The sequence below is a fragment of the Bacillus sp. FSL K6-0923 genome (genome assembly GCF_038630825.1).
Lineage (GTDB): Bacteria > Bacillota > Bacilli > Bacillales > Bacillaceae > Bacillus > Bacillus pumilus.
This window is the reverse complement of sequence record NZ_CP152044.1, coordinates 3,401,039-3,417,487: the sequence shown is the minus strand read 5'-3', so window position 1 is coordinate 3,417,487 and position 16,449 is coordinate 3,401,039. Positions and strand designations below refer to the sequence as shown.

The window sequence follows — 16,449 nt, the reverse complement described above, 5'->3', positions numbered from 1 at the left end:
GCTGAATATGAAGATTTCCTTATTAATTGTGACACATAACCGGCTCAGCGCACTGTGTGAGCTGCTTGAATCTATTAAGAGACAAACCGTACAGCCTTTTGAAATTGTGGTTGTGAATGATGCAGGAGAGCGCGTCGAGATCATTCAGGAACTCTACCCCGAACTTCCGATCCGCTTGATCCATTTAGATGAGAATGTCCAGCATGTGAATGCTAGAAACGTGGGAGTGCGGGAGCTGACAGGCGATGTGATCATGCTGAGTGATGACGATGATTATTTTACACCTTGTCATATTGAACGTATGAGTAAGGCGCTGGAGGAGGCCGATTTTGTCTTTTCTGATGCAGAAATTGTATCATTTGAAGAAAAAGGTGCGACCCGCTTCCCTGTGTCAAGACGTCTGTTTGCGTATACAGCTGCTATTGAGGATATGCGTGTCTTTTCTACATACGTTCCTTCCGGCAGTATGTACAAACGCTGTATACACGATGAGATTGGCTATTTTGATCCAGCGATGCATCATTACTGGGATTGGGACTTTTTCTTACGTGTCACGCAGCATGCCCGGGTCAAACGAGTACCAGCTGCCAGTGTGATCTATGCGTTTTTTGACGGCGGCGGGAATCAGTCTAGTGATCTTGGTGAGACAAGGAAGAACTACTTAGATGATCTCAGTGAAAAGCACGGGCTGGGCGATTTGCCAACAGCGAACTTTGCTGTCTTATTAGAAGAACCAGCGATGAAAAAACGAGAATCAGAGAGTGAGATTGTGTGGGACGGAAAACCGATGATCTCAAGGCTTGCACAGCAGACACAAGGAGGAGAACCTCAATGAAGCCATTTTTAAATGATAGCTGGTGGGCTGTGATGAAAAGTGAATTTGAACAGCCATATTATCAAGAATTACGTGAATGGATGAAGGAGGAATACCGCACGCAGACCGTTTTTCCGAAACCGGATGACGTTTATCGTGCGCTTCATTTGACGTCTTATGAAGAAGTCAAAGTTGTGATTTTGGGACAAGACCCTTATCATGGCCTAGGTCAGGCACATGGATTAAGCTTTTCAGTTCAGCCTGGCGTGAAGCATCCGCCATCGTTGAGAAATATTTTTCAGGAGCTAAAGGATGATCTTGGCTGTCCTGTTCCAAATCACGGCTCACTTGTGAGCTGGGCAGAGCAAGGTGTGCTGCTCTTAAACACTGTGCTGACCGTGAGAAAGGGCGAGGCGAACTCTCATAAAGGCAAGGGCTGGGAACGTGTGACAGACCGCGTGATTGATGTGCTGAATGAACGTGATCAGCCCGTCGTTTTTGTGCTGTGGGGAAGACATGCTCAAAATAAGAAAGAACGCATTGATCAAAACAAGCATTACATCATTGAGTCACCTCATCCAAGTCCTTTTTCTGCAAGAAACGGCTTTTTTGGCAGTCGTCCGTTCTCAAAGGTAAACGCGTATTTAAATCAAATGGGGATTGAAGAAATCAATTGGTGTATCCAAGATATTGAATAAAAAGAGGACGAGGGGAGAGACCCTTCGTCCTGTTTATTTTAAAAATTTACGAACCAAGTCGAGTCCGTTTTTCGCATTTGGATAACGGAAGGAAAAATCGAAGCGATTGGTTTGGCGCAGGATGCTTTTTTCATGCGTAAACGTAAAGAAGCTTTCTTTCCCGTGATATCGTCCTATGCCGCTTTCACCCACGCCTCCGAATGGCAGGTAAGGAGTAGCGACATGCATGAGCGTGTCATTGATACATCCTCCGCCAAATGAGAGATGGTCTAGGATATAGGATTCTGTTTCCTTGCTTGTTGTAAATAAGTAAAGTGCAAGCGGCTTCGGTCTTGCTTTGATCATATGTGCTGCCTCTTGCAGAGATTCGAAGGTCATGACAGGCAGAATCGGTCCGAAAATTTCCTCCTGCATGACGGGATCTTCCCATGTGATGTGGTCTAAAATGGTCGGAGCGATTTTGAGCTCGTCTTCGTTGCGCTGTCCCCCCGTGACGATCGTTCCATTTGAGAGGAATTGTGAGAGCCTGTCAAAATGACGCTGGCTGACATTTTTCCCAAAGTGTGGATGTGTTTCCGGTTGTTCGCCGTAAAAGTCACGGATACAGGCTGTCATTTCCCGCAAAAGATCCTCTTTAATGGATTCATGAACAAGCAGATAGTCTGGTGCAATACACGTTTGACCAGCATTGGTAAATTTGCCGAACGTGATTCGCTTTGCCGCTAATTTGATATCTGCATCAGGCATGACGATGCAAGGGCTTTTTCCGCCAAGCTCAAGTGTGACTGGGGTCAAATGCTTTGCGGCGGCTTCCATGACGACTTTGCCGACTGCCACACTTCCTGTAAAGAAGATATAATCAAAGGGCAGTTTCAACAGCTCTGTACTCACATCTACTCCGCCTTCTACGACAGCTGCATGGTCTTCTTGAAATACACGTTCCACGATTGTACTGATTACTTCTGAAACTTGCGGCGTTAGCTCAGACGGTTTTAAAATAACGGCATTACCCGCAGCAATGGCACCAACTAATGGAGAAAGGGCCAATTGGAAAGGATAGTTCCAAGGAGCAATGATGAGCACACGGCCATAAGGTTCCTTCATAATCATGCTTTTCGACCCGATATGAGTGAGGGGCGTTTTCACGCGTGTTGGTTTTGCCCATTTGTGGAGGTGCTTGATGGTATGATTGATTTCTTCATACACCATCCCGATCTCAGTTGTGTAGGCTTCCTGTTCGGATTTATGTAAATCATGGGCCAAGGCTTGTAAAATATCCTTCTCATGCTGTTTGATGGATGCTTTTAAGTCTTTAAGAAGACGGATGCGTTCTTCAACCGGCGGCTTTTGAAAGACTTTTTGTTTCTGAAAAAGAGCAGTGAGTTTGTCCATTATTCAATCCTTTCATAAACGATGTTGTTTCTTTTATTATGTGTGAAGGGCTATGTCGGGTCAAATAAGAGAGGCGGGAGCAGACTGCTTTGAAAAAATGAACCCATTTCGTTTGTTCATTTGGTAAAATAATGTTGAAAAGAGACTTTTTTAGATTGGAGGGTCTACCCTTGAATATTCATATATCAAGCCTGCTTCAAAAAATGGAGGAAGCGGTTCAAAAGGCGAAACAAAGTGGAAATGATGAAGAGGTGAAACGTCAAGTGGCGGCGATTTCTTCACTATGTGATGTCATTCTCGATGCACCATCACAGGTGCAAATGCCGCAAACGCCGGTTATCTCGCCGCCTTCTTCGATACAGACACCGTCCGCGCCGCCCGTCTCCTCAGATCAAGCCATGCTTGAGAAACTGATGGGTGCGAGTGGTGCGAAGAAATTTCAGCATCAAGAAGAGGGGCAAAAAGAGAAGGACGGGAACGGCGACTCTATCTTTGATTTTTAATGGTCTTGTCACGACAAAGGGAAGGTGATCGGTTTGAAACTATTTTTGGGCGCCATTCAGTGGATGGCATTTTTTATCGCAGCTTCTATTGCTGTACCAATTGCGATTGCACAAGCATTTGAGTTGAACCAAGTGCAGTCAGCGGAGCTGATTCAAAGTACATTCTTTTCACTTGGTCTTGTGGCGATGGTGCAATGTTTATGCGGCCATATGCTGCCGATCAATGAAAGTCCAGCAGGGCTTTGGTGGGGTGTGTATACCCTTTATGCAGGTATGACAGGAACCATCTTTGCAACGTATCCTGAAACTCTGCAAGCACTACAAGGAGCTTTAATTTTTAGTGCCGCTTTCTTTTTTATTTTTAGTCTTTTTAAAATCATTAATTGGCTCGCGTCTTTATTTACGCCAGTCGTCACAGGTATTTACTTGCTATTATTAGTTGTGCAGTTAAGTCAGCCGATCATGAAAGGGCTGATGGGCATCGGCTATCGGGGAAATCAGGTGGACGGGCTTGTCTTTTGCCTATCGATCTTGATTATTGTTCTGACCTTCATGATCAGCCGCTCAAAATGGCATTACTTAAGACAGTTTTCTGTGTTGTTTGCCCTTGCAGGAGGCTGGTTGTTATTTGCTCTACTCGGGCTGGCAAAGCCGGTTCGAATTCCAGAAAAAATCATCGAGTTTCCGAAGCTGTTCCCATTTGGCATGCCGGTATTTGACAGCGGATTGCTTGTCACGTCCTTTTTCATTACGATATTACTCATTGTGAACATGCTGGCAAGTATTCGAATTGTGGAAAATTCAGTGAGGGCATTTGGTGAACTGCGTGAACGGAAGAGAGCTCGTCCGGCTGGTTTTGTCGCAGCATTTGGCCACTTACTGAGCGGATTGATCGGAGCGATTGCGCCTGTACCTATTTCCGGGGCAGCAGGATTTATCCAGACAACGAAAATTCCATCAAGAAAGCCATTTTTCATAGGAAGTCTGCTCATTGTACTCATTAGTTTATTCCCGCTGCTCATGAGCTTTTTCTCCGCATTGCCATCACCTGTGGGGCTTGCTGTAAACTTTGTGGTATTCTCCTCAATGATTGGAATTGCGATGTCTGAGTTCGATCAGTATGAGAAAGAAGAAATTCCGCGGATTCGCTTTGTCCTAGGAATTGCCGTTTTAGCAGGTGTAGGGGCGATGTTTGTACCGCAGGGAGCCTTGAAAGGCATGCATCCTGTGCTTATATCATTATTAAGCAATGGACTTGTACTAGGTACACTCATTGCGATCGCGGTTGATCAAGTTCTGTTACGAAAGAAAAAGAAATCCGACAATCTCGTGTCAACGTAAACGGAAAGTTGAATATCGTCTGTCACCCGCGCTATGATAAACATAATTGACGAGATAAGGAGAATGACGAATGAAACTATTTTTCATTTTAGGTGCGATTAATGCGATGCTAGCTGTTGGACTCGGAGCCTTCGGTGCGCACGGTCTTGAAGGGAAAATTCCTGAAAAGTATATAGAGATTTGGAACAAAGGGGTTCAATATCAAATGTTCCATGCGATAGGACTATTTATTGTCGCTTTTCTTGCTGATAAGCTGTCAGGTGTTTCTCTAGTTCCAACCGCTGGCTGGGTAATGCTTGCAGGCATCCTTTTCTTCTCAGGTAGCCTTTATGTTCTGGCATTAACTCAGGTGAAGATTCTAGGTGCCATTACCCCAATTGGCGGAGTAGCATTTATCGCTTCTTGGATCATGCTTGTCATTGCAGCAGCAAAAAATTTATAAGCCAAAAAAACCGATGCTCTGAGAGGGGCATCGGTTTTTTTCTTAATTCCAGTAAGGGGCGTAGTTTGGCGGTGCTTGATAATAAGGAATGTAGTGAGACGGAGGGACAGGGTTCGTTTGTGCTTCCTCTTCTCTGTGGCAAAATGGCGCGATAAACACACTTGGCTTCACAGGTTGAATCGCCTGTTTCCACTGTGTTTCGTTCATGCAATACGTATGTGCCATGATGTGAGCAGGGGTGAGGGTGAGAAGGTCTGAGCCCAGGATCACTTCTGGCGTAGATGCGTTAAAAATGGCTAACAAATGAGTCCTGTCTTGAAGGGCAACTTCGTAGTGCCACCAGCCTTGAGGTACGTTTGCTACCTGTCCAGGGGTGATGGTATAGGTGTGCAGTTTTTTTGTAAATGGATTCAGCATTGAGACGGCAGCAGAACCGGCTATACAATAAACAAGCTCTGCGGCATTTTGATGATAATGAGGCTCTACGACTTTGCTTTTACTCAAATATATATCCAGCAGGGATACTTGATCCAACGAGTTTAATTGCTTTTTTCCTAAAACGTTAATCAGGTTATGCTGATCGTATTTCACAAGTGGGCTTTGATTTAGATCGTATGAATATTTAACATTTGGTGATGTATAATCCAGCTCAACAGTCATGAATGTCACCTCTAGGTGTTTGATAAAAACTACTAGGCATCTTATGAGCAGCGCCTGAGAGGTGTGACAAAAACCTAGTCAAAAGAAAAAAGCAAGGGCGCCTGCTCCTTGCTTTTGCGATATGTGACATTGTCTACCTCGGAGAATACGTGGACATGGAGTATGGATAGTCGTATTGAATTTCCCCATCAAACGTAATGTAATCAAGATAGATCGTTAATAGTAAGTATCGTGTTCCTGTCTTGTTATCACTAATGATAATGTGGTCACGTCCTGCAGCTTCAATGACACCTCTGAAAATCTTCGAGTTCCATTCCTTACTTGCTTCAAACGTCATATAAATCGTGGCTACCTTGCCACGGTTCAAACGTAAAATATTTTCAATATAGGACTGCTCGATTGGCAGCTGACCAGTGACATTCTGCTGATAAATCGGTCCAGAAGGAATTTGATAAGGCTGCCCGCTGCTCTGCATGCCCTGCCCCCCTTGTGAAGAACCAGTAGACGGCATTGGTGAAAATCCCTGCTGCATTTGTCCTTGCATTTGACCCTGCGTTTGGGGAGGGACTGAATAACCCATCTGCTGCGCAGGATACGGATTTGCTCCATATTGTTGCTGGCGAAAATCTTGACCTTCGAAACCCGAACCTTGCCCAAATTGATTTTTCAATTTCATAACGTTCCTCCTCTTTCCTCATGGTGTTCTAAACAGAAGGCACTTAAGCACCTGTTGTTTCCATAGCATTCTTTCTCTCTTTCACACTATGAGACAGGAGGGCAGAATATGTACATTGAACGAAAAAAAGGAACTGCGGTGCAGTTCCTTAGGCGCGGGCTAACCCCGCATTCTTTGCCAGTTCTGCGCTTCGCTGCTTACGAATATGATGTGCAACCTTCCTTACATCATCCAATTTACAGCGCGCTGGACATCAAATGAAAGTGTCACGATGAGAAAACATGCCGCAAGCGGTGTGATCACAATGAGAAAGGCTTGCCATAATCTGAGCTTCATCACAGCGACAATACCTAAAACAGTCATTCCAAATATCCACGTCTTTGCATAAGCCTCAATCAGTGTCAAAAGATCAAGATAATACCAAACCTCATAATGCTGATCTAAATAGGGTGAGATTTTGACAAACGTATACGGACCAAGCATTCCAATCGTGAAAATCCAACTGAGTGCAAATAAAGCGGAAGGGAAAAAGGTCGACAGCGTGAAGGCTTTGAGTACATCTCGATATGCCGTTTGACTGCCGAAAAAAAGACGCCCTAACCACTTTAGGATGAGTACACCGAAAAATAGACCGAGATTGCCTGCTAGAATACCATATCCCGCACCTTGTAACAGAATAAAAGGGAATGGAATATGATTGCCCATATAATCGCTAAAATACCCTTCGTAGACCCAGCCTGTACCAGCGATACTTGCAAGGAGCATCATCAGCCAAATGGGAATAGAGGAATGTTGATATGAGCGAATAATTGTTTTTGTTGCGACGAAAATTTTGAAAAAACGAAAAAAACCTTTTGCTTCCTCTTCTTGGGAGTGATCATTCTTCATAGCTTCCAATGTTCTTTACTCCTTTAATACACACAAATGATTACTTATATTACCAAAAAGTTCACGTTTTTCAAAGATAAAACAATAAAAAAATACAATTTTATAAAAAATAGGTCACTCTACAGTCTCTTTAAGAGGAGACACATATGATAAACATAGTTTGAAAGAGACCGAGGTGAAAACTTTGACAAAAGTAACTGTCATTATGACGAGCTACAACAAGGCGGCTTACGTCGGCAGATCGATTGAAGCGGTTTTGCAGCAGACGCTGTCAGACTTTGAACTATTTATTATGGACGATGGTTCAAACGAAAAAACCCTTGCCGCGATTGAGCCCTTTCGCAAAGATCCCCGTGTTCATTTTATCCAAAGCGGTGTCAAATCGCTGGAGGAGAGAACAGCGAAAACCAGATACGCCGTCCTCATTAATCAAGCATTAGAACTAGCAAAGGGAGAGTATATTTCCTATGCCACAGATGACAATGTCTATGCCCCGGACCGTTTAGAGAAGCTCACACATTATCTAGATGCTCGACCAGGTGAAGATATTGTCTATTCTGCTTCAAAAGTAATCTATTTAAATAGTAAAAAAGAGCCAGTAAAGGAAACGATTCGACCTGCGCAAACGGTGCAATGGAATGCACCTTGTGCAATAGATCATTGTTCGGTCATTCATCGTGCTTCGATTTTAACAAAAATTCATGCTGAATTTGGGTCTTACTGGGACGAGAGTCCGCATTTTTATCGAATAGGGGATGCCCGTTTCTTTTTTCGATTAAATCATTTTTATCCGTTCTATCCCTATGATGAAGTGTTAGATACAAATTACATCACAGAACAGTCCATTCACTATCAGTTGGCGGAAGAAGAGAAAAATGCCTTTATTCAAGCACTTCCTGAGCAGTCTACCTGCTGGGAGCTCCGCCGCATATTAAAACAAAAACATGGGAGGTGACCTTAAGTGTCGCACTATCTTCATCATTATTGGCAGGTGTACTTTGAGTTTGTAAATCTCATGAAGGATTTGTCCTATCAACAAATTCCTCTTGGGTTGATCAGCAATTTCTATCAATATATCAGTCCTGAGGTAAGGGGACGTATGGAGGATGAAGCATTCGGTCAAGAATTGACAACCGATTGTCCGCTGCCGGAAGAGATTCAGCCATTTTTTGATCAACATAAGCAACAGATCAAGCGTATTGCGTATCGTCCGGCGAATGGAAAGGTCTTGCTTCACTTTGAACATCTGCGTTTTACTGAACAAAATTACACGCGGTTCCATCCGAGTCAAACCGTGGTGCTTGCTCGCTGGAAGAAGGCAGACTATTTCGGTTTACCTGTCATCAGCAAGCCTGAATTAGCTGGAGAGGTTAATAAAGAAGCCCATGCTGAATATATTGAGAAAGCAAATGCTCTCCTTAAACCTTACGCAAAGCACCCGGTCTTTGGCAATGTCTTTTTTAGAGAAAAGCTTCGGAAGGACATTGTGCAATTTATTGATGTGATAGACCAGACAGAAGTGCTTTTTCAGATGGAGCCAATTGCAGCTATCATTGTGGGGACAACGGAGGATGCATACAGCCGGGTACTTGCACTGCAAACTGTGAAACGCCAGCTCACGAGTATCTGTCTTCAGCACGGCGCACTGATGGGAGACGAAGCCTTTTTACCAATTTTCACGACGTGCCACGGGGTGTTTGGAAAGTATGAAAAAGACTGGTATGTAGACAAAGGCTGTCAGCCGGAACAGGTGGAGATCACGGGTCATCCGAGGTTTGATTTGGTGAAGGATCGAACGCCGCTTCAGCAGGAACTCATCTTTCGTAAATTGAACTTCAATCCTGCCAAAAAGACCGTACTTGTGGCGACGCAGCCGTTTTCAGAAGCTTTCTATGGTGATGTGCTTCAAACGATTGCAAAACGGAAAGACATTCAGTTGATCATGAAGCCGCATCCGTGGGAAATTGCCCGCAATCGATTAAATGAGTATATGTCCATTGAACGAGCAGGAAATCATGTGAGATTGATTAAAAAAGAAATCGACTTGTATGACCTATTGCCATATATGGATATGGTCATTACGCTCACATCAACCGTCGGTCTTGAAGCGATGCTCTTTGAAAAGAGTGTGCTGATCGGGAAAATGACAGAAGGCAGAAGATACCCTTATTACGAGTCGCTTGGCAGCTATCAGATGGAAAACCCTGTTGAACTGGCTGAGAAAGCCATTCGTATTTTGTCGGATGATCAAGAGATGGAGCTGGCAAAGCAGCAAGGAGCTAAGTTCATTAAAGAGCATTATCCGCATGCGCGATCGACCGATGTTCTGCTTTCTCTGCTTAAAACAAAAACAGGTGTAGATTTTCAGAGATGAAGATAGGGGTGTGCAAGCGATATGGAAAAAAAGAGAGAACAATTTCTTCCTTATGCCCTGCCGTTGATTGAGCAGGAAGAAATTGACGAAGTCATTGGAACATTAAAATCAGGCTGGCTGTCAACCGGGCCAAAAGTCAGACAGTTTGAAGAAGAGTTTCGACAGCTGACCGGTGCAAAACATGCGATCGCTGTCAATTCATGTACGGCTGCTTTATTTTTAGCCTTAAAAGCTAGAGGGATTGGGAATGGGGATGAGGTGATTACAACGCCTCTGACATTTTGCGCAACAGCCAATACGATCATTCATGCAGGGGCAGCTCCTGTATTTGTCGATATTGACCCAGCGACACTCAACCTCGATGCAGAGAGACTAGAAGCGGCGATTACACCACACACAAAAGCGATTGTCCCTGTTCATTTTGCTGGTCAATCGTGCGATATGGACCGGATTTTAGCCATTGCCAAAAAGTACGATCTATTTGTGCTCGAGGATGCCGCTCATGCTCTGCATACGACGTATCACGGGCAGCCGATTGGAGCGATTGGTGATGCGACTGCCTTTAGTTTTTATGCGACGAAAAATATAGCGACCGGGGAAGGTGGCATGCTGACGACAAATGATGATGCACTTGCCGCTCGGATCAGAAGACTAGCACTCCATGGGATGAGCAAAGGAGCATGGAATCGTTATGGAGAAAAAGGAACGTGGTACTACGAGGTCGAGGAACCTGGCTATAAAATGAACATGTTTGATGTGCAGGCATCGTTAGGGCTTGTCCAGCTAAGCCGTCTAGATGATATGCAGGCACGGAGAGAACACATTGCGAAAGCATACAATCAGGCATTTCAAAAGGAAGCAGGGCTAATTCTGCCGCCAGTGCATCATGAGGGAAGACATGCATGGCATTTATATGTACTGCAAGTGGACCCGAAAGAAGCATTCATCACACGCGATGAGCTAATTGATCAGCTGCAAAAAGACTATAAGATCGGCACGAGTGTTCACTTTATCCCTGTTCATATGCATCCATACTATCAACAAACCTACCACTATTCACCAGAGGATTTTCCTGAGTCACTTGCGTACTACAAGCGGACCCTCTCACTCCCCCTTTACCCCAGTATGACAGATGAAGATGTGCAGGATGTCATTACTGCGGTGCTGTCTATTTTAAAAGAACAGAAGGCATCTTCATGAAGGCTGTTCATGCAATAGACGATCAGGTGCTGTCCGCTTGGCTTGAGAATTACGGTCAACAAATTGAACAAATGAAAGGCTTTAAACAGTTTGGTCTTGTCAGTGGCGCCCAGCTCAAAGCGGTGCTGTTATACGACTGGTCAAAATGGGAAAGCGGCATATTTGATCAGCATATTTTTCATGTGAAGTTTGCAGAAGCTGAGTCAGCATCTGCTTTTCAGGAATTAATGGAGCGCTTTATCAATTGGATGAGATCAGAAAAATGCGATTTTTTCTTTTTGCGTCTTGAAGCGGCGGATGTTGAAAAAAACCGCATCGTCCAAAGGCTGTCACATGTGTACTATGTAGGCGGTCTTACTCGTCTTGAAGCGCCGCCTGTTCACATGGAAATGCCATCAACAGGTGAAGATGTGGTCATCAGTCTGCCGAATGAAAAGGAATACGATGAGGCGGTGTCACTCGCTTATCAGGCTTTTGTGAAAAGCAGGTATGCGCTTGATCCTTTTTTAGACCAGAGTGCCGTCCAGCATTTCTTTCAAGAATGGATGAAAAATAATTTGCTCGGACGTGCAGATATCAATATCGCGGCAAAGGTGAATGATGAAGTCGTTGGTTTGATCCAAGGGGTGATCAAGGACGATGAACTGGTGCTTGATTTACTCGCCATTAGACCGGATGCACAAGGAAAAGGGCTCGGAAAAAAGCTGGTGATTGCGATGGTGAAAGCCTCTTATGAGAGAGGGCATCGGTTTATGTCTGCAGGAACTCAGATGCATAACACAACCGCCATTCAGCTGTACGAAAAGCTGGGCTTTAGAACAAAAAATGCCTTTTTGTATTACCATGTATGGCCGAAAAAAGGAGAGAGGTAAGATGGCGCATTTCTACATTGGAGATCGCAAAGTGGGGGATGGTGCGCCTGTCTTTATCATTGCAGAGGCGGGCATTAACCATGATGGAAAGCTGGATCAGGCGCTTGCTTTAATTGATGTGGCAAAAGAAGCAGGTGCCGATGCAGTGAAGTTTCAAATGTTTCAAGCTGATCGGATGTATCAAAAGGAACCAGGTTTATACGAAACAGCCAAGGGAGAAAAGGTGTCCATTTTTTCCTTAGTCGAACAAATGGAGCTGCCGCCAGAATGGCTGCCGGTGTTATTAACCCGCTGTAAGGAAAAAGGGCTGATATTTTTAAGCACGGTGTGTGACGAGGAATCTGCGGATTTATTAAATCAAACCGATCCGCCAGCTTTCAAACTAGCATCCTATGAAATCAATCATTTGCCCCTTTTGCGACATACAGCTTCTTTTCAAAAGCCCATCATTTTCTCAACTGCCGGGGCCACTATTGCAGATGTTCATGAAGCATATGAGGCGATTACAAGCGAGCAAAACGACCAGGTCGCCATCATGCATTGCGTCGCAAAGTATCCGGCGCCCAGAGCTTACACGAATCTTCGTGTGATCCAAACCTTAGCCTCCGCTTTTCCTGAGGCAGTCATCGGCTTTTCCGATCATAGTGAGCATCCTACTGAAGCCCCTGTTGCCGCTGTGAAACTTGGGGCAGCCATGATTGAAAAGCATTTTACGATTGATAAGACGCTGCCTGGCGCCGATCATTCCTTTGCGCTCGATCCCGAAGAATTAAAGGAAATGGTTCAGTATATTCGAGCGGCGGAAAAGGACCGAAATCAATCAGAAACAGACGCTCATTCTGTGTCAGAGGAGCTCCTTGGCAGTTCTTTTAAAACGACAACTGCCATTGAAGGGCAGATTCGTGAATTTGCGTATCGAGGGATTTTTACGATAAAAGGGATTGCAAAGGGCGAGACTTTGACCGAAGAAAATCTAGCCGTATTACGTCCAGGACAAAAAAGCCAAGGTCTCCATCCGCGGTACATGGAGATTTTAATTGGTGCCAAGGCTGTCAGAGACATTCCAGCCCATACAGGGGTTTCGTGGAAAGATGTGCTCATGCAGGAGTCTACAAATGATCAATGATGTGCTCTTTGTCATACAGGCTAGAATGGGCTCAACAAGACTGCCAAAAAAGGTGATGAAGCCGATCGGTGGTATGGCATTGATCGATTTCATTGTTGAACGTGTAAAGCAATCAAATCATTACAATCACAAGACGCAGAACCTCATGATCGCCACAACAGTCGAAGCAGAAGATGATCTATTGGCTCATTATTGTTTATCAAAGGGCTATAAGGTATTTCGTGGCAGTGAGATGGATGTATTGCAGCGATTCGCAAAGATAGCTCAACATTTTGAACCACAAACCATTGTACGTTTAACGGGAGATAATCCATTTATAGATCCAGCGCTTTTGTCGAAAATGCTTGAAGAACATAGAAAGAAGAAGGCTGATTACACATATACGACTGGAACACCACTCGGTATTTCCGGGGAAATGATCAACGCAACTATTTTATGTGAAATCGACAATTTTCCCCTTACGCAGTCGGAGCGTGAGCATGTCACGCTGTATATCCGAAAGCACCCTGAGCAATTTCAACTGCAATTATTCACACCGCCCAAAGAACTCGCATATCCTGCTTATCGATTCACGGTTGATACAGAAGAAGATTACGTATTTGCCACCCGTTTACTTGAAAAAGCCGGCGGGTCTATTGCAGTGCCTACAGCTGAACTCATCACCATTTGTGAACAAGATCCTAATATGGTTCGGTTGAATCAATTTGTGAGACAGAAGGATGCTGAATGAACAAAAAAATCATGATTGTTGTGTACGGTGGTTTTTTGAGAGGCATGGGGCATGTCGCTAGAATGAAACGTCTGGCAAAGGAACTGGTTCAAGAAGGAAACGACTTATATTTCTATACAAATGAACAGATTTGTGTAGAAATGCTCTCGCATCCAGCATGGCACGTTCATTTGGTGCCGGAATCAAACGTATTTCTTCAAATGGAGCAGGACATAAAAGAGCTAAATCCTGATCTTCTGCTGATCGATGTCCTTGATTGTGACCTTCAGTTCCTTCAATCGATCAAAGCGTCCTTCAGAAATGCAAAACTGGTCTTATTTGAAGAAGAAAGAGCAGAAGCTTGCCAGCTTGCTGATGCTGTCATAAACGGCATTTATGGTGGACTGGATGAAAAGCACCTGCAAGTAAATGGAACGGACTACTTTTATGGAACACCTTATTTATTGTTAGATCACGAGATCAGCAAATTAAAAGACACATATGAGGTTCGCAAAGAATGTAAGAAGGTGGTGATCAGCCTTGGGGGAAGTGATCCAGGCGGATTATTAACAAAAGCTGTATCAGCACTTCTCGAAGCCGGCCATTTACACATTCTAGCGGTTACAGGAAAAGCCTCTCGCATCGAAGAAAAAATCGAGGCTGCACATATTCAATTCATTCGCTATACGGATCAATTACCTGCCCATCTTGCCGAAGCCGATCTAGCGATTGTTGCTGGCGGGATGACGTTATATGAGGCCGTTTGTATCGGGGTGCCCAGCATTGTCCTTTCACAAGTAGACCACCAAGCAGTAACAGCCACTCGTTTTGCACAAAAGGGAGCCTGTCATCATCTTGGATTGGGTAGCCTTGTGAATGAAAAGGATATATGGCGTGCTGTGCGAAGACTGTCCGGCAGCTACTTTCTTCGCAGGAGCATTCATCTCAATGGACGGTCACTCATTGATGGAAAAGGAACCGAACGAGTGAAAAACATTCTTATATACCTCATGAATCATCACCAAAAAGAACATAAGGATGTGTAGATGTGAAGGGAGTTATTTTAGCAGGAGGAAAGGGGTCACGACTGGCACCTTTAACGAAGATTTTCAATAAACATTTATTGCCGGTTGGTCCATATCCGATGATTTATTGGTCATTGTTCAAATTGAAAGAAGCGGGGATTTTAGAAGTAATGGTCATATCACAAGCAGAACAAATCCCGCTGTTTCAAAAGCTGCTTGAAGGCGATCAGGAACTGGGCATGAACATCGTGTATCAGGTACAGCCAGAAGCTTCTGGAATTTCAGACGGCTTATCCTACGCAAAGCCCTTTGTAGAAGGGGAAAAGTTTGTGCTAATGCTTGGTGATAATGTATTTGAGGATTCGCTAACTCCTTTTGTTGAAGCCTTTCAGCAGCAAGAAAGCGGTGCGAAGGTTCTATTGAAAGAAGTGACAGATCCAAAGAGGTTTGGCATTGCAGAAATTGATGCCGCCCACCAACGAATATTATCAATTGAGGAAAAACCGAAGCATCCGCGTTCATCCTACTGCGTCACGGGTATCTATTTTTATGATCAAGAAGTCTTTCAATATATTGAGAAAATCTCGCCATCAGATCGAGGCGAATTAGAGATTACAGATGTAAACAATCTCTATATCTCAAATAGCCAGCTGACCTATGATATGTTAAAAGGGTGGTGGATTGATGCAGGAACACATGAATCTCTCCACCAAGCATCGACGAAAATGTTTGAAACGATGAAGAAAAAAGAGGGATACGAATGACGAAGTCTTATTTAATTACAGGCGGAGCGGGATTTATTGGACTGAATTTTGTGAAACTGCTGCTTCAGGAAACAGATGTCCGGCTCACTGTTTTTGACAAGTTAACATATGCCAGTCATCCAGAGGAGATGGATGAATTATTAAAGCTGTCTCATTTTCGTTTTATTCAAGGGGATATCACCCTTCAACATGAGCTGGATCAAGCGTTTGATGAAGTCTATGATGCGATCATTCATTTTGCAGCAGAATCCCATGTTGATCGCAGTATTGAATCGGCAGAGCCCTTTATTCAAACAAATGTCCTCGGTACCTATCGTATGCTGGAGGCAGTTTTAAAGGGCAAGGCGAAAAAACTGATTCATATTTCAACAGACGAAGTATATGGAGATTTGGAACTGAATGATCCAGCTTTCACAGAACAAACACCGCTTTCACCGAATAATCCTTATTCAGCAAGCAAGGCAAGCTCAGACCTGCTTGTAAAATCTTATATCCACACTCACCAATTACCCGCAATGATCACACGATGCAGCAACAACTACGGACCGCATCAGCACGAAGAGAAATTAATACCGACGATTATTAGAAAAGCAATCAATGGAGAAAAAATCCCGATTTATGGAGATGGCCAGCAGATTCGCGATTGGCTGTATGTAGAGGATCATGCAAGAGCTGTAAAGCAGGTCCTTGAAAACGGAACAGCTGGGCAGGTGTACAATATCGGCGGTGGCAACGAGAAAACGAATCTCGATTTGACCAAAACCATTCTGACGCAGCTCGGGATGAGCCATGACCGTATTGCGTTTGTTGAAGACCGTAAAGGACATGACCGGCGGTATGCGATTGACGCCAGTAAGCTAAAACGGGAGCTTGGCTGGACGCAGGAGACGTCATTTGAAGCAGGTATTGAAAAAACGATCAATTGGTATCGTGCCAAATATGATCAGAGCGAAGAAGGGTGACGG

Annotated in this window: 18 protein-coding genes; 14 read left to right on the top strand and 4 right to left on the bottom strand. The window is 44.2% G+C overall.

Annotation, left to right across the window (positions count from 1 at the left end):
- Window positions 1-7 precede the first annotated feature (7 nt).
- Together MHI16_RS17560 and MHI16_RS17555 are read left to right on the top strand one after the other, a co-directional pair.
- Window positions 8-835, top strand: a complete 828-nt coding sequence (locus tag MHI16_RS17560) for a glycosyltransferase family 2 protein (RefSeq protein WP_058013400.1) — start codon at window positions 8-10, stop codon at window positions 833-835.
- Window positions 832-1,512, top strand: coding sequence for a uracil-DNA glycosylase (locus MHI16_RS17555; RefSeq protein ID WP_061409946.1), 681 nt, complete (start codon window positions 832-834; stop codon window positions 1,510-1,512). The genes MHI16_RS17560 and MHI16_RS17555 overlap by 4 nt, the downstream gene beginning before the upstream one ends.
- 33 nt (window positions 1,513-1,545) lie before the next feature.
- Here the strand turns inward: MHI16_RS17555 and MHI16_RS17550 are convergent, their stop codons facing one another.
- Window positions 1,546-2,904, bottom strand: coding sequence for an aldehyde dehydrogenase (locus tag MHI16_RS17550; protein ID WP_268466898.1), 1,359 nt, complete (start codon window positions 2,902-2,904; stop codon window positions 1,546-1,548).
- A gap of 170 nt (window positions 2,905-3,074) precedes the next feature.
- Between MHI16_RS17550 and MHI16_RS17545 the strand changes: the two genes are divergently transcribed.
- The 3 genes from MHI16_RS17545 (at window position 3,075) to MHI16_RS17535 (ending at window position 5,190) form a co-directional block, all read left to right on the top strand.
- Complete coding sequence (locus MHI16_RS17545; RefSeq protein WP_058013403.1) at window positions 3,075-3,407, top strand: YwdI family protein; 333 nt, start codon at window positions 3,075-3,077, stop codon at window positions 3,405-3,407.
- Window positions 3,408-3,440: 33 nt separating this feature from the next.
- Window positions 3,441-4,748, top strand: coding sequence for a purine/pyrimidine permease (locus tag MHI16_RS17540; protein WP_268466897.1), 1,308 nt, complete (start codon window positions 3,441-3,443; stop codon window positions 4,746-4,748).
- Between the two features lie 70 nt (window positions 4,749-4,818).
- Entirely contained in the window at window positions 4,819-5,190 is a 372-nt protein-coding gene (locus MHI16_RS17535; protein WP_003215282.1) for a DUF423 domain-containing protein, read from the top strand.
- Between the two features lie 42 nt (window positions 5,191-5,232).
- On the opposite strand, the gene MHI16_RS17530 is transcribed toward MHI16_RS17535, so the two are convergent.
- From MHI16_RS17530 to MHI16_RS17520, 3 genes are all read right to left on the bottom strand, one after another.
- The gene (locus MHI16_RS17530) at window positions 5,233-5,850 is read right to left on the bottom strand and encodes a cupin domain-containing protein (protein ID WP_061409937.1); all 618 of its coding nucleotides are present in this window, start codon (window positions 5,848-5,850) and stop codon (window positions 5,233-5,235) included.
- A gap of 133 nt (window positions 5,851-5,983) precedes the next feature.
- Window positions 5,984-6,526, bottom strand: coding sequence for a spore coat protein GerQ (gene gerQ, locus MHI16_RS17525; RefSeq protein WP_012011646.1), 543 nt, complete (start codon window positions 6,524-6,526; stop codon window positions 5,984-5,986).
- A 222-nt stretch (window positions 6,527-6,748) separates the two neighbouring features.
- Window positions 6,749-7,414 (bottom strand): YIP1 family protein, encoded by a 666-nt coding sequence (locus tag MHI16_RS17520; protein ID WP_244270812.1) that lies wholly within the window; start codon window positions 7,412-7,414, stop codon window positions 6,749-6,751.
- Between the two features lie 184 nt (window positions 7,415-7,598).
- Between MHI16_RS17520 and MHI16_RS17515 the strand changes: the two genes are divergently transcribed.
- From MHI16_RS17515 to rfbB, 9 genes are read left to right on the top strand one after another with little or no spacing between them, the layout of a single operon-like run.
- Window positions 7,599-8,369 carry a glycosyltransferase family 2 protein gene (locus MHI16_RS17515; RefSeq protein WP_342498176.1) on the top strand — a complete coding sequence of 257 codons (771 nt, stop codon included), beginning with the start codon at window positions 7,599-7,601 and terminating at the stop codon, window positions 8,367-8,369.
- A 6-nt stretch (window positions 8,370-8,375) separates the two neighbouring features.
- Entirely contained in the window at window positions 8,376-9,788 is a 1,413-nt protein-coding gene (locus tag MHI16_RS17510) for a CDP-glycerol glycerophosphotransferase family protein (protein ID WP_342498028.1), read from the top strand.
- Window positions 9,789-9,809: 21 nt separating this feature from the next.
- Window positions 9,810-10,988 carry a DegT/DnrJ/EryC1/StrS family aminotransferase gene (locus MHI16_RS17505; protein WP_058013409.1) on the top strand — a complete coding sequence of 393 codons (1,179 nt, stop codon included), beginning with the start codon at window positions 9,810-9,812 and terminating at the stop codon, window positions 10,986-10,988.
- Window positions 10,985-11,860 (top strand): GNAT family N-acetyltransferase, encoded by an 876-nt coding sequence (locus MHI16_RS17500; protein ID WP_061409929.1) that lies wholly within the window; start codon window positions 10,985-10,987, stop codon window positions 11,858-11,860. The genes MHI16_RS17505 and MHI16_RS17500 overlap by 4 nt, the downstream gene beginning before the upstream one ends.
- A 1-nt stretch (window position 11,861) precedes the next feature.
- A complete protein-coding gene (locus tag MHI16_RS17495; RefSeq protein ID WP_061409927.1) occupies window positions 11,862-12,986 on the top strand; it encodes an N-acetylneuraminate synthase family protein in 1,125 nt (374 codons plus the stop codon).
- Complete coding sequence (locus MHI16_RS17490; protein ID WP_061409925.1) at window positions 12,976-13,716, top strand: glycosyltransferase family protein; 741 nt, start codon at window positions 12,976-12,978, stop codon at window positions 13,714-13,716. The genes MHI16_RS17495 and MHI16_RS17490 overlap by 11 nt, the downstream gene beginning before the upstream one ends.
- Window positions 13,713-14,741 (top strand): glycosyltransferase, encoded by a 1,029-nt coding sequence (locus tag MHI16_RS17485; RefSeq protein WP_061409923.1) that lies wholly within the window; start codon window positions 13,713-13,715, stop codon window positions 14,739-14,741. Before MHI16_RS17490 ends, MHI16_RS17485 begins: the two co-directional genes overlap by 4 nt.
- 2 nt (window positions 14,742-14,743) lie before the next feature.
- Window positions 14,744-15,484, top strand: coding sequence for a sugar phosphate nucleotidyltransferase (locus MHI16_RS17480; RefSeq protein ID WP_268466895.1), 741 nt, complete (start codon window positions 14,744-14,746; stop codon window positions 15,482-15,484).
- The gene (gene rfbB, locus MHI16_RS17475) at window positions 15,481-16,446 is read left to right on the top strand and encodes a dTDP-glucose 4,6-dehydratase (protein ID WP_058013415.1); all 966 of its coding nucleotides are present in this window, start codon (window positions 15,481-15,483) and stop codon (window positions 16,444-16,446) included. Before MHI16_RS17480 ends, rfbB begins: the two co-directional genes overlap by 4 nt.
- Window positions 16,447-16,449: the final 3 nt, after the last annotated feature.